This window comes from Bacillus sp. SRL543 (genome assembly GCF_984799205.1).
The window spans coordinates 852805-867662 of sequence record NZ_OZ481794.1; the positions used below are offsets into that span (position 1 = coordinate 852805).

The following is a 14858-nucleotide window of genomic DNA, read 5'->3' on the forward strand; positions in this document are numbered from 1 at the left end:
GATAAGGGAATTTTAAGGATAAGAAAAGCGATAGGAAGTAGTCTTTGGAGGGAACGTGAGACTTTATGTGGTACGCATATACAATTACTGGAATTTCTCTGTTGGTTATATTGGTTATGCCCAAAATGCTGACTTTTAAAGAGATATATTATAGTACAGGGATTGTTGGATTTGGTGCTTGGCTTGGAGATGCATTAGTTGGAGATGTTTTTAAAGCATTTCAAATCGGCCCTTCCACAAATACTGATCTAATTGACTACATTTTTATATCTTTTATTCCTTTAGCAATTGGCTTAATTTATCTAAATTTTTTGACGGGAAATAGGTCTGTACTATACAAATGGTTGTGGGTGGCCGCTGCCTATCTACTTGAATGGGGAGCTGTGGCATCAGGGTACATGGTAAACAAGGAGTGGAACACATGGTACTCCATACCTGTATTCATTTTCGTGTTTGTTTTCTTTTTACCTTGGCATTTAAAGCTAATGAGAAATGAACAATGATAGCCAAGGGGACAGGTCCCTTGGCTCTTTTTGTGGTTAGAATGGGGACCTGTCTCTGTTAATCTCTATACACTAGGGAGGGAAATCTATTACTCCATGATTACAGCCATTGACATGTACCGCCTCTGACAGAATATTTATCGCCTAATGACGAAAAGTGTACCTCAGATAAGCCACTGAGTTTTCAGACAAAACGTCTTCTTCCTTACAGCCTTCGACCAACTTGACATTCCCCGCCATTCAATAAATGATAAGGTTAATAAATATGAGGATGATTACAATGAATGATACGGTACATATTTTAATTATCGAAGACGATGAGGATATTAATCGCCTGCTGTGCAATATTGTGAGCAAAAGCGGCTATTCGCCGAAGCCGGCTTATTCCGGGACGGAAGCTTTGATATACCTGGATTCCGGGAAGTGGGATATGATCCTGATTGATCTGATGCTCCCTGGATTATCCGGTGAAGAGCTCCTGAAAAAGGTGACGAATGAGAGCAATATACCCGTCATCATCATTTCGGCGAAGCTTGAGACTCAATCAAAAATTCATGCGTTAAGAGCCGGGGCTGATGACTACATAACCAAACCTTTCGATATTGAAGAGGTATCTGCCAGGATTGATTCATGTCTGAGAAGATACCGGGACCTGTCGGGTACGCCGGTAACAAATCAATTGACCCATAAGGATATTATTGTGGATGTGGACGCTAAGACTGTGAGCGTGAACGGGATTCAGCTTAAATTGACGGCCAGGGAATACGATATATTGCTTCTAATGGTGTCGTCCCCTCATAAGGTTTTTTCCAAGGCGAACTTGTTCGAGAGCGTGTGGAATGAAAAATATCACGGAGATGAAAATACGATCAATGTCCATTTGAGCAATATCAGGAGCAAGCTGGCGAAAGCAAATAGTGATGAAGAGTATATTGAAACAGTCTGGGGAATGGGCTACAAGCTCAAATCTTAAGGTTTTCTTAAGGATTTATTTAAGGGTTTCTTATGTTTTCCTTCTTATAGTTAAAAGTGTTCAAAGTTGAATAATGACGTAAGGAGGAAACTCTTCATGAATGACTATGTATTGACGACCAGCCAGTTGTCGAAGAAATATCAAAAGAATATGGCGCTCGATAAAGTGAGCGTGAAGATAAAAAAAGGTTCTATATATGGTTTCATCGGACAGAATGGTGCCGGGAAATCCACGCTGATCCGAGTGATAACAGGACTTGCGTATCCTACCTCAGGGACGTTTGAGTTATTTGGAAAAAGCAATGAACAGGATATCATCGAGGCCAGAAAGAGAATCGGAACCATTATTGAAGGGCCGGCCTTATATCCCCAGATGACGGCCAAGGAAAACCTGGAAGCACACCGTCTGTTGAAAGGCATACCAGGCAAAGAGTGCATCGGCAAAACGCTTAAGCTGGTTGGTTTGCAGGATACAGGAAAAAAGAAAGCGAAGAATTTTTCTTTAGGAATGAAGCAGCGCCTCGGACTGGCGATTGCCTTACTGGGAGATCCTGAGTTTTTGATTTTGGACGAACCTATCAATGGTCTGGATCCTATGGGAGTTGTGGAAATTCGCGAGCTTCTTAAAAAACTGAACAGGGAATATGGAATCACGATTTTTATTTCAAGCCATATTTTAAGTGAGCTGCATCTATTGGCCACACATTATGGCATCATCCATAAAGGTGAGCTGCTGGAACAGTTATCTGCGAAAGAGCTTCAAGCAAAATGCCAGCAGTATTTGCATATCAAAGTAGATGATCCAAGCAAGGCGGCAACTTTAATAGAAAGCCGGTTATCTACGCAGGATTTTGAAGTGATGCCGGGTGGAACGATTAAACTGTTTGCCTCTGTTGATACACCAGGAAAAGTCTCCAAAATGTTAACCGATGAAGGCTTGATCATCGAAGAATTCATGCCGATGGGAGAAGATTTGGAAACGTATTTCACAAATCGCATCGGGGGTGTCCAGCATGGGTAACTTACTGAGAACAGAGTGGTATAAATTAAAGAAAGATCGATCATTCCGATTCCTGAGCTGGATGCTGCTTGCGCTTGCAGTGCTGTTTCCTCTTATAGAATTCGACAATGGTGCATCAGGTTTGCCGGCAGTAAGTGATTATTACAAGGAAAGCATTCTTGGACCACATGCCAATATAGTGAAGCTGATCCCCAGTATTCTCGCCGGTTTCTTTATTACGAGTGAATACTCCATAGGGACGATGAAAAGCATCGTATCTTCAGGAAAAAGCAGGCTGAGTATCTACTCTGCGAAGTTACTTGTGTTTTCCATTGGAGCTGTCATCATATCTTTGATTTTACCCGTCGTGATGACGGGGACAAGTGCTGTCTATTTCGGATTTGACAGTATGCCTGAACTCTCCTATTACCTTCAAACCATAGGGCTGATTGTTTTATACGGAGCTGCCTTTGCCTCCATCATGGCGATTTTTTCAATCCTGTTCACCGACAGTGGAAAAACGATAGGGTTTCTATTGATGTTCTTTATATTTGCTGACTGGCCGCTGCAAGTGCTGGCAGCCAAAGTGCCGTTTTTTGAACCGATACTCAATCATTCTGTTTTTAAGCTGATTTATGACATCAGCATCGTAGAGACCTTGAATAGCAGTGACATGGTTTTCATGGTGGTGATTCCGATTCTGACGTTCCTGCTGTTTTGGGGAATAGGCGTCTTTATTTTTACCAGAAAAGAAATCAAGTAACCAGAAAGCGGGTGAGGTCCAATGCTCTATTTATTCATCATCGTCCTGATTGCATTCGCCATTGTCCTCACTCGTTTCTTTCTGCTGAAAAAAGAAATTAAACGGACAGCCCGGCAGCTTCATCAAGTCAATCAAAATCAAACAAGCAAGAAGGTGGATATAAGCTTTAATGACCGCCATTTTGAGGAACTGGCAAAGGAAATCAATAACCAGATTGACCTGACGAAACAAGCAGAGGCAGTCAAGCGCTCAACGGAAAATGAGCTGAAACAGGCCATCTCTCATATCTCACATGATATCCGCACGCCGATGACCTCGATTCTGGGGTATATTCAGTTTTTGGAATCCGATGAACTAAGCCCCGAGTTGAAAAAGGAATACATCGCAACGATAAAAAATAGTGCAGGAAGATTAAAAATCCTCCTTGAAGATTTTTTCGAGCTGTCGATTATCGAACAAACCGATTACCCGATGAAGCTGGAGAGGGTCAGATCCAACGATTTGATTGCAGATGCTCTATTAGGATTTTATGAGGAATTCAAAAAGAGAAAGATAGAGCCGGACATCCACATTCCTGATCATGAAATCATGATCGATGCCGATGCATCTGCAGTTAAAAGAGTCGTGGAAAACCTAGTGGTCAACGCGATTCGGTACTCAACAGGGAATGTGTCCATCAGGCTGGAAGAAAGAGATGCAGCGGTTGTATTGAAGATTTCCAACACCGTCGACAAACTGAGTGAACAGGACGTACACCACATGTTCGACCGCTTCTATAAAGCCGACCAAACCCGGACAGGCAAAGGAACCGGACTCGGACTGCCCATTGCCAAAAGCCTAATGGAAAAAATGAACGGCAAAATCTCAGCTGAGCTAAAAGGGAACCAATTGACTATGGTTTGTGAATGGAAATAAGCCAAGGGGACAGGTCCCTTGGCTCTTTTAATGACTTATTGCTTTTTCTGTCCTCTGCCATTAAAAGGCGGCTTTTCTTATAGTATAAGGGGCAGTTTAGTTCAAAAAGAAAATCAACTATAATAAATTTAGTACATAAAATCAGGAGGGTAAATATGGAAAAGATAACACCATTTTTAATGTTTCAAGATGGAAACGCAGAAGAAGCGATGAATTTTTATACTTCCATCTTTGAGGATTCTCGAATTACTAACATTGTTAGGTATGGAGCTAATGGAGCTGGCCCAGAAGGCACAGTAATGCAGGCAACTTTTACCTTGAAAGAGCAAGAATTTATGTGTATTGACAGTCATGTAAAACATCAATTCTCTTTTACCCCTTCCTTCTCAATCTTTGTTACTTGTAATACTGAAAGTGAACTTGACAATCTTTATGAGAAACTTAATGAAGGTGGACAAGCACTTATGCCTTTAAATAATTATGGCTTCAGTAAAAAGTTTGGTTGGGTAAATGACCGCTTCGGAGTTTCGTGGCAACTAAATCTTCCTTCGTAAATGTTTTAGGGGAAATTAAAAGAGCCAAGGGGACAGGTCCCTTGGCTCTTTTTGTGGTTGGGATAGGACATGTTCCCTCAGTGTGGGGAAGCTGAGCCAACAAAAAGAAGAGCCAGGGGGTCAGGTCCCCTGGCTCTTTTTGAAATTGGGCCAAGGGGTCTGTCCCCATGGCTCCAAAAATATGGTATTTTAGTAGGATAAAGATATTAGATAGAGGAGAATCGGTGTGCTCAAAGATGTGTTGATAGACCTGACAGAAAATTTTCATGATCTTGGCCATAATGGCTCGGAAGTAGATGCGATGATGGATTCCGTTAGTGGAATGGGGCATCGAATAAAGTATGGTCATGATCTAGAAGGGGCAATTGAAGCATTCCATATAGACGGGATTGAAGGAATCGGGCTTTGGTTTGATCATATGTTGAAGGATTTTACTTCACCGCAAGGTATTCCCCTGCCATTTTCAGAGGCTATTTATGAGGCAACTGGAATGGAGATGGATACTGCAATTGACTGGTTAACCGTAAATGCTGCTGATGCTATCGAACTTGGTGGACAAGCTGCATTAATGCAATTTTTAAAAAAGAATAAAAAGGCCTATAAAGGTGCGGTTGCAGCTGGAATGGCATTAGGATTTGTTGATGACAATCCATTGTTAATTGCCTATAATACGCTCCTCTGTTTGAATATGTACAAAAAATCGGGAAAGCAATTGCCTGTACTGGATCAATCGTTACATTTCCTTCAAAAAGGGATGGCGATTACGGCCAAAATATGCGTGGGGGCAGCGGTCATCGACATTGGACTCGCGGTTGTGGGCATTAATCTCGCCGAGTTGATTGAAGGGACAGGAGCACTGTTTGATAATGTAGATCTTATCGTGGAAGGTGCATCCGTAACGGCCGATATAGTTGACGGTGCGGCCACATTAGGGCTGGGTATTCTCCTATCAAGAGGTGTAAAAAAAGCAGCGAAGTTCATAAATCAAGACAAGCAGGATCAGTATGAGAAAAATGCCCCAAAAGCACATGCTTTAACATCATTATCAAAAGTGCTGAAAATTGGTGCGCCTGTCGGAATGATTGTTGTATTGGTAGATTATTTGAATGGGAATGTTTGGAGTGGCCAAGACCTGCTAGAGGAGTGATTGGAATGGTTTTAGGTGCTTTTTTACAGGGAGCAAAAGGAATTCATGATAGTAAGCAATTGGATAAGAAAAACGAAGATATTAATCGCGTTCTCGATAAATACTCTTCCCGGGAAAAATTTCTTCAGGATATAGACGACATATTTGAGCGTTCTATTGCGGAGAATCAGTTACTAATTGCTGATTACATGGTAAAGCGGACAGTATATAAGCACGATATGAAAAAAATGGAGAAGACATGGGCAAAGGTGAAAACAAAGATGAATGAAAACATTAAACAAGTAGAAGAACAATTAAATAGGGAAAAAGCAACAAAGCTCGATGTAGCAAAATTGATCACAGGACTTTCCCAAATGTCAGGGGAATTCGATAAAGAACTAGAGCGCTTAAAACAGGAGTATACAAAAGATAAAGGCTTAATCGAGCAAACAAATAGTTCGGTTACTAACCTGAAAGTGTTTGTAACTAATGAATTAAAGGATAAGGAGCAATCAGTTCGCAATCTTGAGCAAACCGTAAATACGAAAGTAACACTACTCGATAAGAAGATTGATTATACATGGACGGAAATTCAAAGCAAACTGAACACATCATTGGATCAAGTTAGTGACCAGATCGAGGATGTGAAAAAGGAAGCAGCGCGCTCGAATAAAGTGCTTTCTGACAACATAAATGATCTGAGCGAAGGTTTTAAAATAAAAACACAACAACTTGAGTTAAACTTGAACGTTCAGAATGAATACATGAAGTCGGTCAACGACGACTTGAAAAAACAGTTAGCATTAATAAAAAGCAATCATGAACAATCACTGAAAGAACAGAGAAACTTTATGCTAAAGTTAATCATCCCACTCTATGCGATATGTGTAGTAACGGTTGGGGCATTGGTCTATTTGCTGGTTAAGTAATGAAGCCAAGGGGTCTGTCCCCGTGGCTCGGGGGAAGCCAAGGGGACAGGTCCCTTGGCTCCTTTTTGCTTGGGGATCTGTTTCTGTTAATCTCTTTACCCTCAGGGAGGGAAGGTCCTTCAAAGCCTATCCCAGTAAGTAAACTTCCTCCTTAACACCCAAACCTCAAGCCTGAATACATCTCCTCCAACCGGGCTGCCTGCTCCACCATGTCTTATCACTCATAAAATTGCTTCTCAAGTTCCATTAATGTTCTTCTTTTCTACAGTCACGTTCTTGTTAAAGTCCTCTACTGTCTCTATCTTTTGAAATTCCTCTGGAGGAATAGAAATTACTGCACTGACATCCTCATTTCCTATATACGAAAGATATGCCTTCTCCGCAGATGTCTTTGGGGTATTGTCAAAGAAAATTATATCTACATCACCTTGTTTAACATGTACGTCTTCTTTTAGATACTTTAGAAATTGAATAATCTTCTCAGTATCTGCAGTTGGATTGAATTCTCCTTTTAAAAACAAGATATAATTATGTTCTAAATTAGGATCTACAGATAACAGCTGCTCAATGGATACATTGTTTTTATCAGGAACGATCTCATCAAAAAATACAAGGTTTCCATAAAATGAATGAAATTCTCCTTGGAAAAGATTCTTAATGACAGGTTTGTCCCTCTTTTGAAATTGAAGACCAGTCAATCTTTTCAGATAGTTATCTCTAAAATCCCTTTCATTCTTGTAAGCTGAGGCGGTGAATGAAATGGTTGGTTCATCTTTAGGATATACCTTAAAACTATAAAACCCGGAACTTCTGTTGCTCTCAGCACTGCTAATAGCAAATTCCTTTCCGTATTTCTCCTCTAAGTATTCCAAAGCATCTTTGTTCAATGAAGAATCCTCTTTAATAGGTTTAGATAGGCAGCCAGTAAATAGAAACAATATGATTGGCCATAAGAAAACAAACTTTTTTATAACAAAACCCCCCTCTGTTTGGAAATATAACCCAAAAACATTATATAGTTTTTAAGTGTTATATTTACAACAAAATGCTGGAAATTTCTACAAAATACTTCTTTACTCCTAGTGCGGGAAACGGGGGCTGATAATATAATAGTTGTGTATTATATTACCATTTGAGGAGGTTTTTCTCATTAAAAGATTAACATTCATAATCTTAATCATAGTTTTACTAACTTCTGGTTGTGGGACAAACATTAGTAAAGAGGATTCCACTTTGAAGGAAGAGGCGTTGGAGTATTTAAGAGAGAAGTATGGTAAAGATTTTGTCATCAGTAATGTTAAGGTTAACAAAAGCTCAGGCTTGTATCGATTTAATGTGCATCCGAAAAATCAATCGGGGCCTTCCTCTACAGTGTTTGTTTACAAGAATGAGATGGATTTTTGAGATACTTATTTAAAAGTACTAATTGAAGACGAGTTTCAGAAGAGGGATGAACCTATTTTAGAAAACTTATTTCAGCAGAAATTTCATTCTTTTTATGGGGGATTAATATTCTTTGATGAAATTTTACCCGACAAGGAGGCTGTTTCTATTAATAGGCTGCTCTCTATAGATCCGAATCTTCAGCATGAATATAAAATATATTTAGAAGGCAGATATGAACCGAATGTTGATAAAGAAAGCATTATTGATTTTATTATTTACTTAAAAGAAGAAGCAAAGGTTAAGAAGGCCGAAATCAATATAGCTTATTTTAATAAGACTCCTGCAAAAAGAGCAGAGAAAGCTTTTCATTTCTATAAAGTCAGTGACGATGTAAATCAAGTAATCACTATTACACCTGACTTATTTCAAGCCATAAATAATGTCGAGGATTTTGATGAGAACTTTACATTAGAAGATGAATGACAAATGTGAGAATAGAAAAGCAGCAAGCGCCAGATTCATAATATGAATGTCACAAAAGAACCTGGAAACTATCGCAGAACCAACACCTGTTCAGAGTTTACTTTGTAGTGTGGAGACATACTTAAAATTGAAAGGCATAGCAGCCGGCTTTTCTTAATTCCATAAAAAGGGCGGCATTCTTGTGATAAAGCTAAGTTTGTGAATAATGCACATAAGGGAATAAGGCGCTTATGTTCCAGATCAGCTGTCAAACCAGGCCGCTTTTCTTTAGGTTTGTGGAAGAGGAAGGATAATAAATCCGTTAAAGAGAATCTATACACGAATTTCTTTAAACAGGAAAAAGTAGTCAGGGGCAAACCATGACTATGTAAGCATCACTCAACAAGGGAGTTAATAGATGGATAATAGTGTCGGTGTTTTTAAGAATGTAGAAGATAATACACTTATTTTAGTTCCGCTTGGAATCGATAAGCACGGTGTATCAAGAGGTCTAAAGCAATGTGAAATTCTGAATCCCCCACTTGATCCTGACATTGTGGGTGCAAAGCTGAGAGAATGTTTCAATCTCATCGAAAGTAATGAATACACAATGGAAGATATGAAAGATGTTGATATCAAGCGTATTACGGGTGATAAGAGCGAAAGAAAATTTACAAAAAGACATCTTTTTCAAATTGTTTTCTTGGTTCAAAACAAATACTTTGAATTTGAACCAAAGGTTAGGAACAAACATTGCAACGGCTATACTGGAAAAGGCGAGGTATCAGAAAAGCTTCCCCAAACTATTACGGAGGAAGAACTGGGTAAAGCGGTATTAGGAACTTTTATAATGTGTAATTAAATAAGTGTAATTAACCTGGTGGTCATACATTGAAAAAATTTTATCGAATGTGATCTGTGCCAGATAAATGTAAAACAATTAATTTTGAGAAGAAACAAGTGGCTTGGTTAATGGCTATTCCAATTGCGGAAGAAGAAAAGAATAAGAGCCAGGGGGTCAGGTCCCCTGGCTCTTTTTTTGAAATTGGGCCAAGGGGTCTGTCCCCATGGCTCGTCCATTGAAAAGAGAAAACTGCTGTTTCAATGGCCTTTTTCATGAGAATAAATGTTTTCGAATCTTTTGATGTTTATCTTCGTAAATTATTAAGGGTGAGGAAGCGGGGTGATGATATTGACAAAAACGAGAAAAATGATGACGGGCATTACATCAACGGCACTTATGCTTGGTCTTTCCGGCTGTGGTTCAGAGTCTCAGGATATTCCTCCTCCGCCTGAGGATTCGAGCTGCACTGATTGGGAGTGGGATGAGGATGACGGGGTATGGGAATGTGATGACAGCCGTTCCAGCTATTATGGACATTATTACTATGGAGGCCATTTTTTTAAAAACAAAACAGCTTTGTACAAAAGCAAGGATTTTCTAAACTATAAAAGCAGCTCGTCTTTTAAAGGGGGAAGCCATTCTGGATCGGGGGAGAAAAGTTCAGGATTTGGAAGTGGCAAAAAGAGCTACGGAGGATAAGGCTAGGGTAAAGAATTGATTGAAAGGGAGTATGTTTATGAACTTATATGTAAATTTTGCTTCGTATTTAGGAGTAGCGCTGCTTCTGTTGGCTGCCGGAATTGTTCTGTTTATGATCAGTACACCAAAATTGAAGGAAATCAGCTTGATTGCCGAAAAGAATGTATCGGCAGCATTGGTGCTTGGAGGAAAGATTATTGGTCTTGCCATTGTTTTGGGGGCTGCAGCTGAATACTCCATCTCACTTTTCGACATGGTCATATGGGGAATAATCGGCATCGTTTCGCAGGTAATCGTATTCATCTTGGCAGAAGTCATCACCATTCGTTTCAGTATCCATAAGGCAATCGAAGATGATAACCGTGCTGTAGGTGTCATGCTGTTTTCCTTATCATTGGCAATCGGCTGGATTGTCGCAAAGTGCTTATCTTATTAAGAAAGATGGTTAATAGATGAAAAAGCTGACGTATTATATCGACAAAGGGAATGGCGAATACGAACCTTTTTATGAGTATCCTGCTCAATCTGTAGGAATTGATGAATTATATGCCAGGCAGCTATGCACTTATTTTATCATGAGAGGCCAGCAGTACGAGCTTATTTCCAACGAGATGGATGGAGAAGAGGAGATTCTCGTCATTAAGGATATAGGGAGAAATTCAGGCGTGCTGGACGAAAAAGTCTTCCGCGGAAAAGGTCTGAATATTGAGATACGCAGATACCGAGAAAGGGAGAATTATAAACTGCTTACAATCATCCCTTGCCAAACTCATTTTGATATCATTCGTTATCTTTTAAAAGACATTGCAGATATTCCCGGCTTTGGACAAAAGCAAGTGACCTCTTCGGAAATCGACGAGGATAGGGGCGTATATGTACTGTATATCAAGGATATTGGGGAGGAGGAATAGTGGATAAAGATCTCTACCATGAAAAAAGAAAAAGATTCTACCGCAAAATAAATCATTTCTGGGCCGATCTATATGGGGAAGAATATGCGCTATATGATATTGCCTATATAGAAAGGTCCAAGCTAGAACGTATCCGGACTATCAGCGAAAGAATTGGCAAAATATTTTTTAAAGTGTGCAGCCTCCTTCGAGAAGTGCCAGATCGGACACTTATTGAAATGGGATTTCCGAAAGAAACGCTTTCGTTCATCAGACTGAAAAGCATTGCCACAGAAAGCGTAATTGCACGGCTTGACCTAATCCCATACGGAGCTGGCTATAAATGCATCGAAATCAATGCTGATACCCCAACATTTATTAAAGAGCTTTTCCATGTTAATGGTGAGGTGTGCAAAGAATTTGCTGCAGAAGACCCAAACGAGGGAATGGAACGTCTGCTGGGTGAAGAAGTTCGTGGGAGTATTGAACAGTATGTACAGAAATTAAATTTGCAAACCCCCCATGTTGTCTTTACTGCCCATGAAGACAACCTGGAAGACCGGGAAACAGTCCGATATATTCAGAAGCTTTCCGGTGTGACATCTGATTTTATCCCTCTTCACAAGCTGGAGATTCAAAGAGGAATTGGCCTTTTTGATGAAAAGGGATCCAGAATTGATATTTTGTACCGACAGACTTCCCCGATTGAGAACTTAATTTCCGATGAGGATGCAGATGGAAACAGGATTGGTTTATGGCTCCTGGAACTGGTCGAGGCAGAAAAGCTTGCGATTATAAATCCGCCATCGGCATTTTTGCTGCAAAACAAAGCGGTACAGGCGGTTATTTGGGGATTGCACATGGAGGAACATCCGTTTTTTACAAAGGAAGAGCATGAATGGATTGAGGAATCCTTCCTTCCAACTTATCTTGAGCCTGATATTTTTATTATGTCAGGGCTGCCATTTGTAAAGAAGCCTGTATTTGGCAGAGAAGGAGATACGGTCGAAATATATAATCATGAGGGCTTCCTCACCCATGCCGACGTTCAGCAATCATATACTGGATATCTGCCAGTTTACCAGCAATATATAGAACACCCTGCTGCTGATTTCAATAGTGAAAAGGGAAAACAGCAGGGCAGACTTTTATTGGGAAGCTTCCTGCTTAACGGCAAACCGTCGGCTGCAGGATATAGAATAGGAGGAGCGATTACAAATAATTTCTCCTATTATCTGCCGTTCGGGATTAAAAAAGGGGGGTGAAAAAATGTGGATTCTACATAAAGTGTTTTTGAAGATGACGAAAATAAGTATATTGCAAGCATCGGCTCTTGCACTATTTCTCATTGTCTTCAGCAGCATTACGATGAGGGCAGCCGAGCCGGAAACATTTCCGCGCTTTATTGATGCTCTGTGGTGGACAATGACAACACTTGTCACAGTAGGTTATGGCGATTATTTTCCTGAAAGTGATTTTGGCCGCATCTTCACCATGCTGCTGCTTTACACATTTGGCATTGGCGCAATGGGTGTCATCATAGGGAAAGTCTTTGAAAGCTTCAGCTTGTACCGGAAATGGAAGGAGGAAGGACGATTGACTTATTCGGGAAAAGGGCATTACATACTAATTGGTGCATCAAAAGAAAAATTGGAAAATGTGGTAGAGGAGATCCTTCACACCAAGCAAAAATGTGATGTTGTCATTGTTGACCATTCTGAAAGAACACCGATGGAGCATGAGCGGGTCCATTTTGTCAGCGGAAATCCTGCTGAAGAGGAAGTGTTAATGAAAGCCAATATCCTTGAAGCAAAATCAGTTGCCGTTTTTTCAGATGACCGAAATGACCATGCTGAATACTCCGATGGAAAAACACTTCTCATCGCTTCCAGGGTGGAACATATCTCAAAAAAATATGAGAAAAGCATCTATACCATAGTTGAAATTAAAAAAGATAAGCACGTTTCTTTGTTTGAACACGCAAACGTCGATGAATTGATCCTTTCAAATGATTCTATCTCCCGCCTCATGGCACAAGCCTCCATCAATCACGGTTCAAGCAAGCTTTTTAATCAGATGCTGAGAAGCTCTGAAGGGGAAAACCTTTACGAAATTAAGGCTAAACCGCATTGGAGGACATACAGGGATGCAGCGATGGAACTATTTGAAATAGGAGCGACTTTAATTTCCGACGGCAGTTCTCTAGACATAGCCCGCCGTCATCATGAAATAATTCCCGAATCAGCGAAATTATTCGTTATTTGCGATGAAAATACATATCAAAAAATTATTTCATAAAGGTTTGATTGGCACTAATCCTATTTGAAGCTTGAAAGATTTTATGAATCTTTCGAGCTTTTTTACTTGTAAAAGGATAGAAAACATAAATCTTTGCAGTAAAGGCACTTAAGAGCATATTACTTCCTGCAGCGGAAAATTGGACGAATCTCAAGTTAAGGCGAATGCGCTAACATCAAAATCATCAAATGCTGTATCTATATTGAGGCCGTCTAGACTCATTCACATCCTTACATATTAAGGGATAGTACAGGAAAAGGGGAGGAGGCTCTTTCGCTCTCTGAAGTCATTATTGAAAATGATTCGGATCGCTTTTCTGAAATGTAGCAATCAGCTAAGCCAGGAAAATTCATATATAGGATTCCTGGCTTACAATTATTCATGCTTTACAGTGATTTTCTTCGGTTCGGATGTCAGCGACAATTACGAATGAAAGTTCTTAAGGAGATCAGTAATAATAAAGGCTAGTACCAACAAGACTACTTGCGGGTACTAGCCCTGTCACGAAACGGATTTTCTTTGTATAGACACAGCTTCTATTTTGTCTTTAGGTTTTAAATTGCCTGCGACAATCCCAATTAATATGATGACAACTCCCAGCCATTGTGAAAAACTTACAAATTCAGCTAATATAAGTGCCGATAATGTTACAGCTACTGGAAGCTCCGAAGCAGTCAAAATCGTGCCAAGTCCTGGTCCTATATGGGGCATTCCAATTGAAAATAAAAGTGGTGGTAAAGCAACACCAAACAAGCCGAGTAATAAACCATACGGGGCTACACCCATTAAGACAGGTAAATCAACTAGAAACATTGGTGGATATACTAAAAGTACGACAATTAAACCACCAGTAGATAAGAAAGCACTTTTCAGCACAGGCGGAGTATCTTTTCCGACTGAACTGCTGAGAAATATAAAAGTTGTAAATGTTAAAGCCGAAAGCAGCCCCCAAGCAGAACCATGCAATGATAGAGCAACTTCATTTTTTGCAAGTAAGCCCGCAGCTAGAATTGAGCCTATAATAAGAATGCCGATTGAGATGATTTTCCCTTTTGTGGGCTTTTTCTTATGAAAGATCCACTCGAAAAGCGTACCAATCCATACAAATTGAAATAAAAAAATGATGGCTAGTGAAGCATTTAGTGTCTGCAGCGCCTGATAATAAAACACACCTGTCAGGCCAAATGGAATTCCGGATAATAGTAACTTGAAAGCTTGATTTAAAGTAATTTTTTGCTTTTTATGAAACATAACCAGCACCCAGGTAAGTAATACCCCAAATAAATATTGGGCACCAGTCACCTCTGTTACCGAATAATTTGCTGCATAAGCAAGCTTCACAAATGTAGACAACACCCCATAGCAGCATCCACCTAAAAAAACGATTAGTGCATATTGCCAAGTTTTCATTTACTCTGCCCCTTTCTTTACATAAAAAAGCCACACAACCGTCAACTGACAATTGTGTGGCGAAAATAGAGCTAGCTCTAGAAAAATCCACGTCCAAAATTGGTTTT

17 protein-coding genes are annotated in these 14858 nt (G+C 39.9%); 15 read left to right on the top strand and 2 right to left on the bottom strand.

The features are described from left to right. The first annotated feature begins 125 nt into the window (after positions 1–125). The 8 genes from AC4E8B_RS04495 to AC4E8B_RS04530 all read left to right on the top strand — a co-directional run bounded on the left by AC4E8B_RS04495 (position 126) and on the right by AC4E8B_RS04530 (position 6762). Positions 126–503, top strand: a complete 378-nt coding sequence (locus AC4E8B_RS04495) for a hypothetical protein (protein ID WP_490217282.1) — start codon at positions 126–128, stop codon at positions 501–503. Between the two features lie 280 nt (positions 504–783). Then, the gene (locus AC4E8B_RS04500; RefSeq protein ID WP_426874413.1) at positions 784–1476 is read left to right on the top strand and encodes a response regulator transcription factor; all 693 of its coding nucleotides are present in this window, start codon (positions 784–786) and stop codon (positions 1474–1476) included. A 96-nt stretch (positions 1477–1572) separates the two neighbouring features. Continuing rightward, positions 1573–2496, top strand: a complete 924-nt coding sequence (locus AC4E8B_RS04505) for an ABC transporter ATP-binding protein (protein ID WP_490217283.1) — start codon at positions 1573–1575, stop codon at positions 2494–2496. Then, positions 2489–3238 (top strand): ABC transporter permease, encoded by a 750-nt coding sequence (locus tag AC4E8B_RS04510; protein WP_490217285.1) that lies wholly within the window; start codon positions 2489–2491, stop codon positions 3236–3238. Before AC4E8B_RS04505 ends, AC4E8B_RS04510 begins: the two co-directional genes overlap by 8 nt. A 21-nt stretch (positions 3239–3259) precedes the next feature. Then, positions 3260–4153, top strand: coding sequence for a sensor histidine kinase (locus tag AC4E8B_RS04515; RefSeq protein WP_490217286.1), 894 nt, complete (start codon positions 3260–3262; stop codon positions 4151–4153). 155 nt (positions 4154–4308) lie between these two features. Beyond that, positions 4309–4707, top strand: coding sequence for a VOC family protein (locus tag AC4E8B_RS04520; RefSeq protein ID WP_490217287.1), 399 nt, complete (start codon positions 4309–4311; stop codon positions 4705–4707). 226 nt (positions 4708–4933) lie between these two features. Next, positions 4934–5854: a hypothetical protein gene (locus AC4E8B_RS04525; protein WP_490217288.1), complete on the top strand. Its 921-nt coding sequence runs from the start codon at positions 4934–4936 to the stop codon at positions 5852–5854. 5 nt (positions 5855–5859) lie between these two features. After that, the gene (locus AC4E8B_RS04530; RefSeq protein ID WP_490217290.1) at positions 5860–6762 is read left to right on the top strand and encodes a hypothetical protein; all 903 of its coding nucleotides are present in this window, start codon (positions 5860–5862) and stop codon (positions 6760–6762) included. A 236-nt stretch (positions 6763–6998) separates the two neighbouring features. Here the strand turns inward: AC4E8B_RS04530 and AC4E8B_RS04535 are convergent, their stop codons facing one another. After that, positions 6999–7649 carry a hypothetical protein gene (locus tag AC4E8B_RS04535; protein WP_490217291.1) on the bottom strand — a complete coding sequence of 217 codons (651 nt, stop codon included), beginning with the start codon at positions 7647–7649 and terminating at the stop codon, positions 6999–7001. A 346-nt stretch (positions 7650–7995) separates the two neighbouring features. Between AC4E8B_RS04535 and AC4E8B_RS04540 the strand changes: the two genes are divergently transcribed. The 7 genes from AC4E8B_RS04540 to AC4E8B_RS04570 all read left to right on the top strand — a co-directional run bounded on the left by AC4E8B_RS04540 (position 7996) and on the right by AC4E8B_RS04570 (position 13341). Continuing rightward, complete coding sequence (locus AC4E8B_RS04540) at positions 7996–8166, top strand: hypothetical protein (RefSeq protein ID WP_490217292.1); 171 nt, start codon at positions 7996–7998, stop codon at positions 8164–8166. An 862-nt stretch (positions 8167–9028) separates the two neighbouring features. Next, positions 9029–9472: a hypothetical protein gene (locus AC4E8B_RS04545; RefSeq protein ID WP_490217294.1), complete on the top strand. Its 444-nt coding sequence runs from the start codon at positions 9029–9031 to the stop codon at positions 9470–9472. Positions 9473–9796: 324 nt separating this feature from the next. Next, complete coding sequence (locus AC4E8B_RS04550) at positions 9797–10153, top strand: aminotransferase yhxA (RefSeq protein ID WP_490217296.1); 357 nt, start codon at positions 9797–9799, stop codon at positions 10151–10153. Positions 10154–10190: 37 nt separating this feature from the next. Then, complete coding sequence (locus AC4E8B_RS04555; protein ID WP_009331584.1) at positions 10191–10589, top strand: DUF350 domain-containing protein; 399 nt, start codon at positions 10191–10193, stop codon at positions 10587–10589. A gap of 16 nt (positions 10590–10605) precedes the next feature. Further along, positions 10606–11064: an RNA helicase gene (locus tag AC4E8B_RS04560; protein WP_490217298.1), complete on the top strand. Its 459-nt coding sequence runs from the start codon at positions 10606–10608 to the stop codon at positions 11062–11064. Next, positions 11064–12308, top strand: coding sequence for a glutathionylspermidine synthase family protein (locus tag AC4E8B_RS04565; protein ID WP_490217300.1), 1245 nt, complete (start codon positions 11064–11066; stop codon positions 12306–12308). The genes AC4E8B_RS04560 and AC4E8B_RS04565 overlap by 1 nt, the downstream gene beginning before the upstream one ends. A 4-nt stretch (positions 12309–12312) precedes the next feature. Next, entirely contained in the window at positions 12313–13341 is a 1029-nt protein-coding gene (locus AC4E8B_RS04570; RefSeq protein WP_490217302.1) for a potassium channel family protein, read from the top strand. Positions 13342–13842: 501 nt separating this feature from the next. On the opposite strand, the gene AC4E8B_RS04575 is transcribed toward AC4E8B_RS04570, so the two are convergent. Continuing rightward, positions 13843–14751: an EamA family transporter gene (locus AC4E8B_RS04575; protein ID WP_490217303.1), complete on the bottom strand. Its 909-nt coding sequence runs from the start codon at positions 14749–14751 to the stop codon at positions 13843–13845. Positions 14752–14858 lie beyond the last annotated feature (107 nt).

Bases quoted from the DNA above. Each gene is read 5' to 3' on its own strand.
- AC4E8B_RS04530 (WP_490217290.1), top strand. From the start codon at position 5,860: ATGGTTTTAGGTGCTTTTTTACAGGGAGCAAAAGGAATTCATGATAGT.
- AC4E8B_RS04510 (WP_490217285.1), top strand. From the start codon at position 2,489: ATGGGTAACTTACTGAGAACAGAGTGGTATAAATTAAAGAAAGATCGA.
- AC4E8B_RS04545 (WP_490217294.1), top strand. From the start codon at position 9,029: ATGGATAATAGTGTCGGTGTTTTTAAGAATGTAGAAGATAATACACTT.
- AC4E8B_RS04505 (WP_490217283.1), top strand. From the start codon at position 1,573: ATGAATGACTATGTATTGACGACCAGCCAGTTGTCGAAGAAATATCAA.
- AC4E8B_RS04520 (WP_490217287.1), top strand. From the start codon at position 4,309: ATGGAAAAGATAACACCATTTTTAATGTTTCAAGATGGAAACGCAGAA.
- AC4E8B_RS04500 (WP_426874413.1), top strand. From the start codon at position 784: ATGAATGATACGGTACATATTTTAATTATCGAAGACGATGAGGATATT.
- AC4E8B_RS04575 (WP_490217303.1), bottom strand. From the start codon at position 14,751: ATGAAAACTTGGCAATATGCACTAATCGTTTTTTTAGGTGGATGCTGC.
- AC4E8B_RS04560 (WP_490217298.1), top strand. From the start codon at position 10,606: ATGAAAAAGCTGACGTATTATATCGACAAAGGGAATGGCGAATACGAA.
- AC4E8B_RS04495 (WP_490217282.1), top strand. From the start codon at position 126: ATGCTGACTTTTAAAGAGATATATTATAGTACAGGGATTGTTGGATTT.
- AC4E8B_RS04515 (WP_490217286.1), top strand. From the start codon at position 3,260: ATGCTCTATTTATTCATCATCGTCCTGATTGCATTCGCCATTGTCCTC.
- AC4E8B_RS04550 (WP_490217296.1), top strand. From the start codon at position 9,797: ATGATATTGACAAAAACGAGAAAAATGATGACGGGCATTACATCAACG.
- AC4E8B_RS04570 (WP_490217302.1), top strand. From the start codon at position 12,313: ATGTGGATTCTACATAAAGTGTTTTTGAAGATGACGAAAATAAGTATA.
- AC4E8B_RS04555 (WP_009331584.1), top strand. From the start codon at position 10,191: ATGAACTTATATGTAAATTTTGCTTCGTATTTAGGAGTAGCGCTGCTT.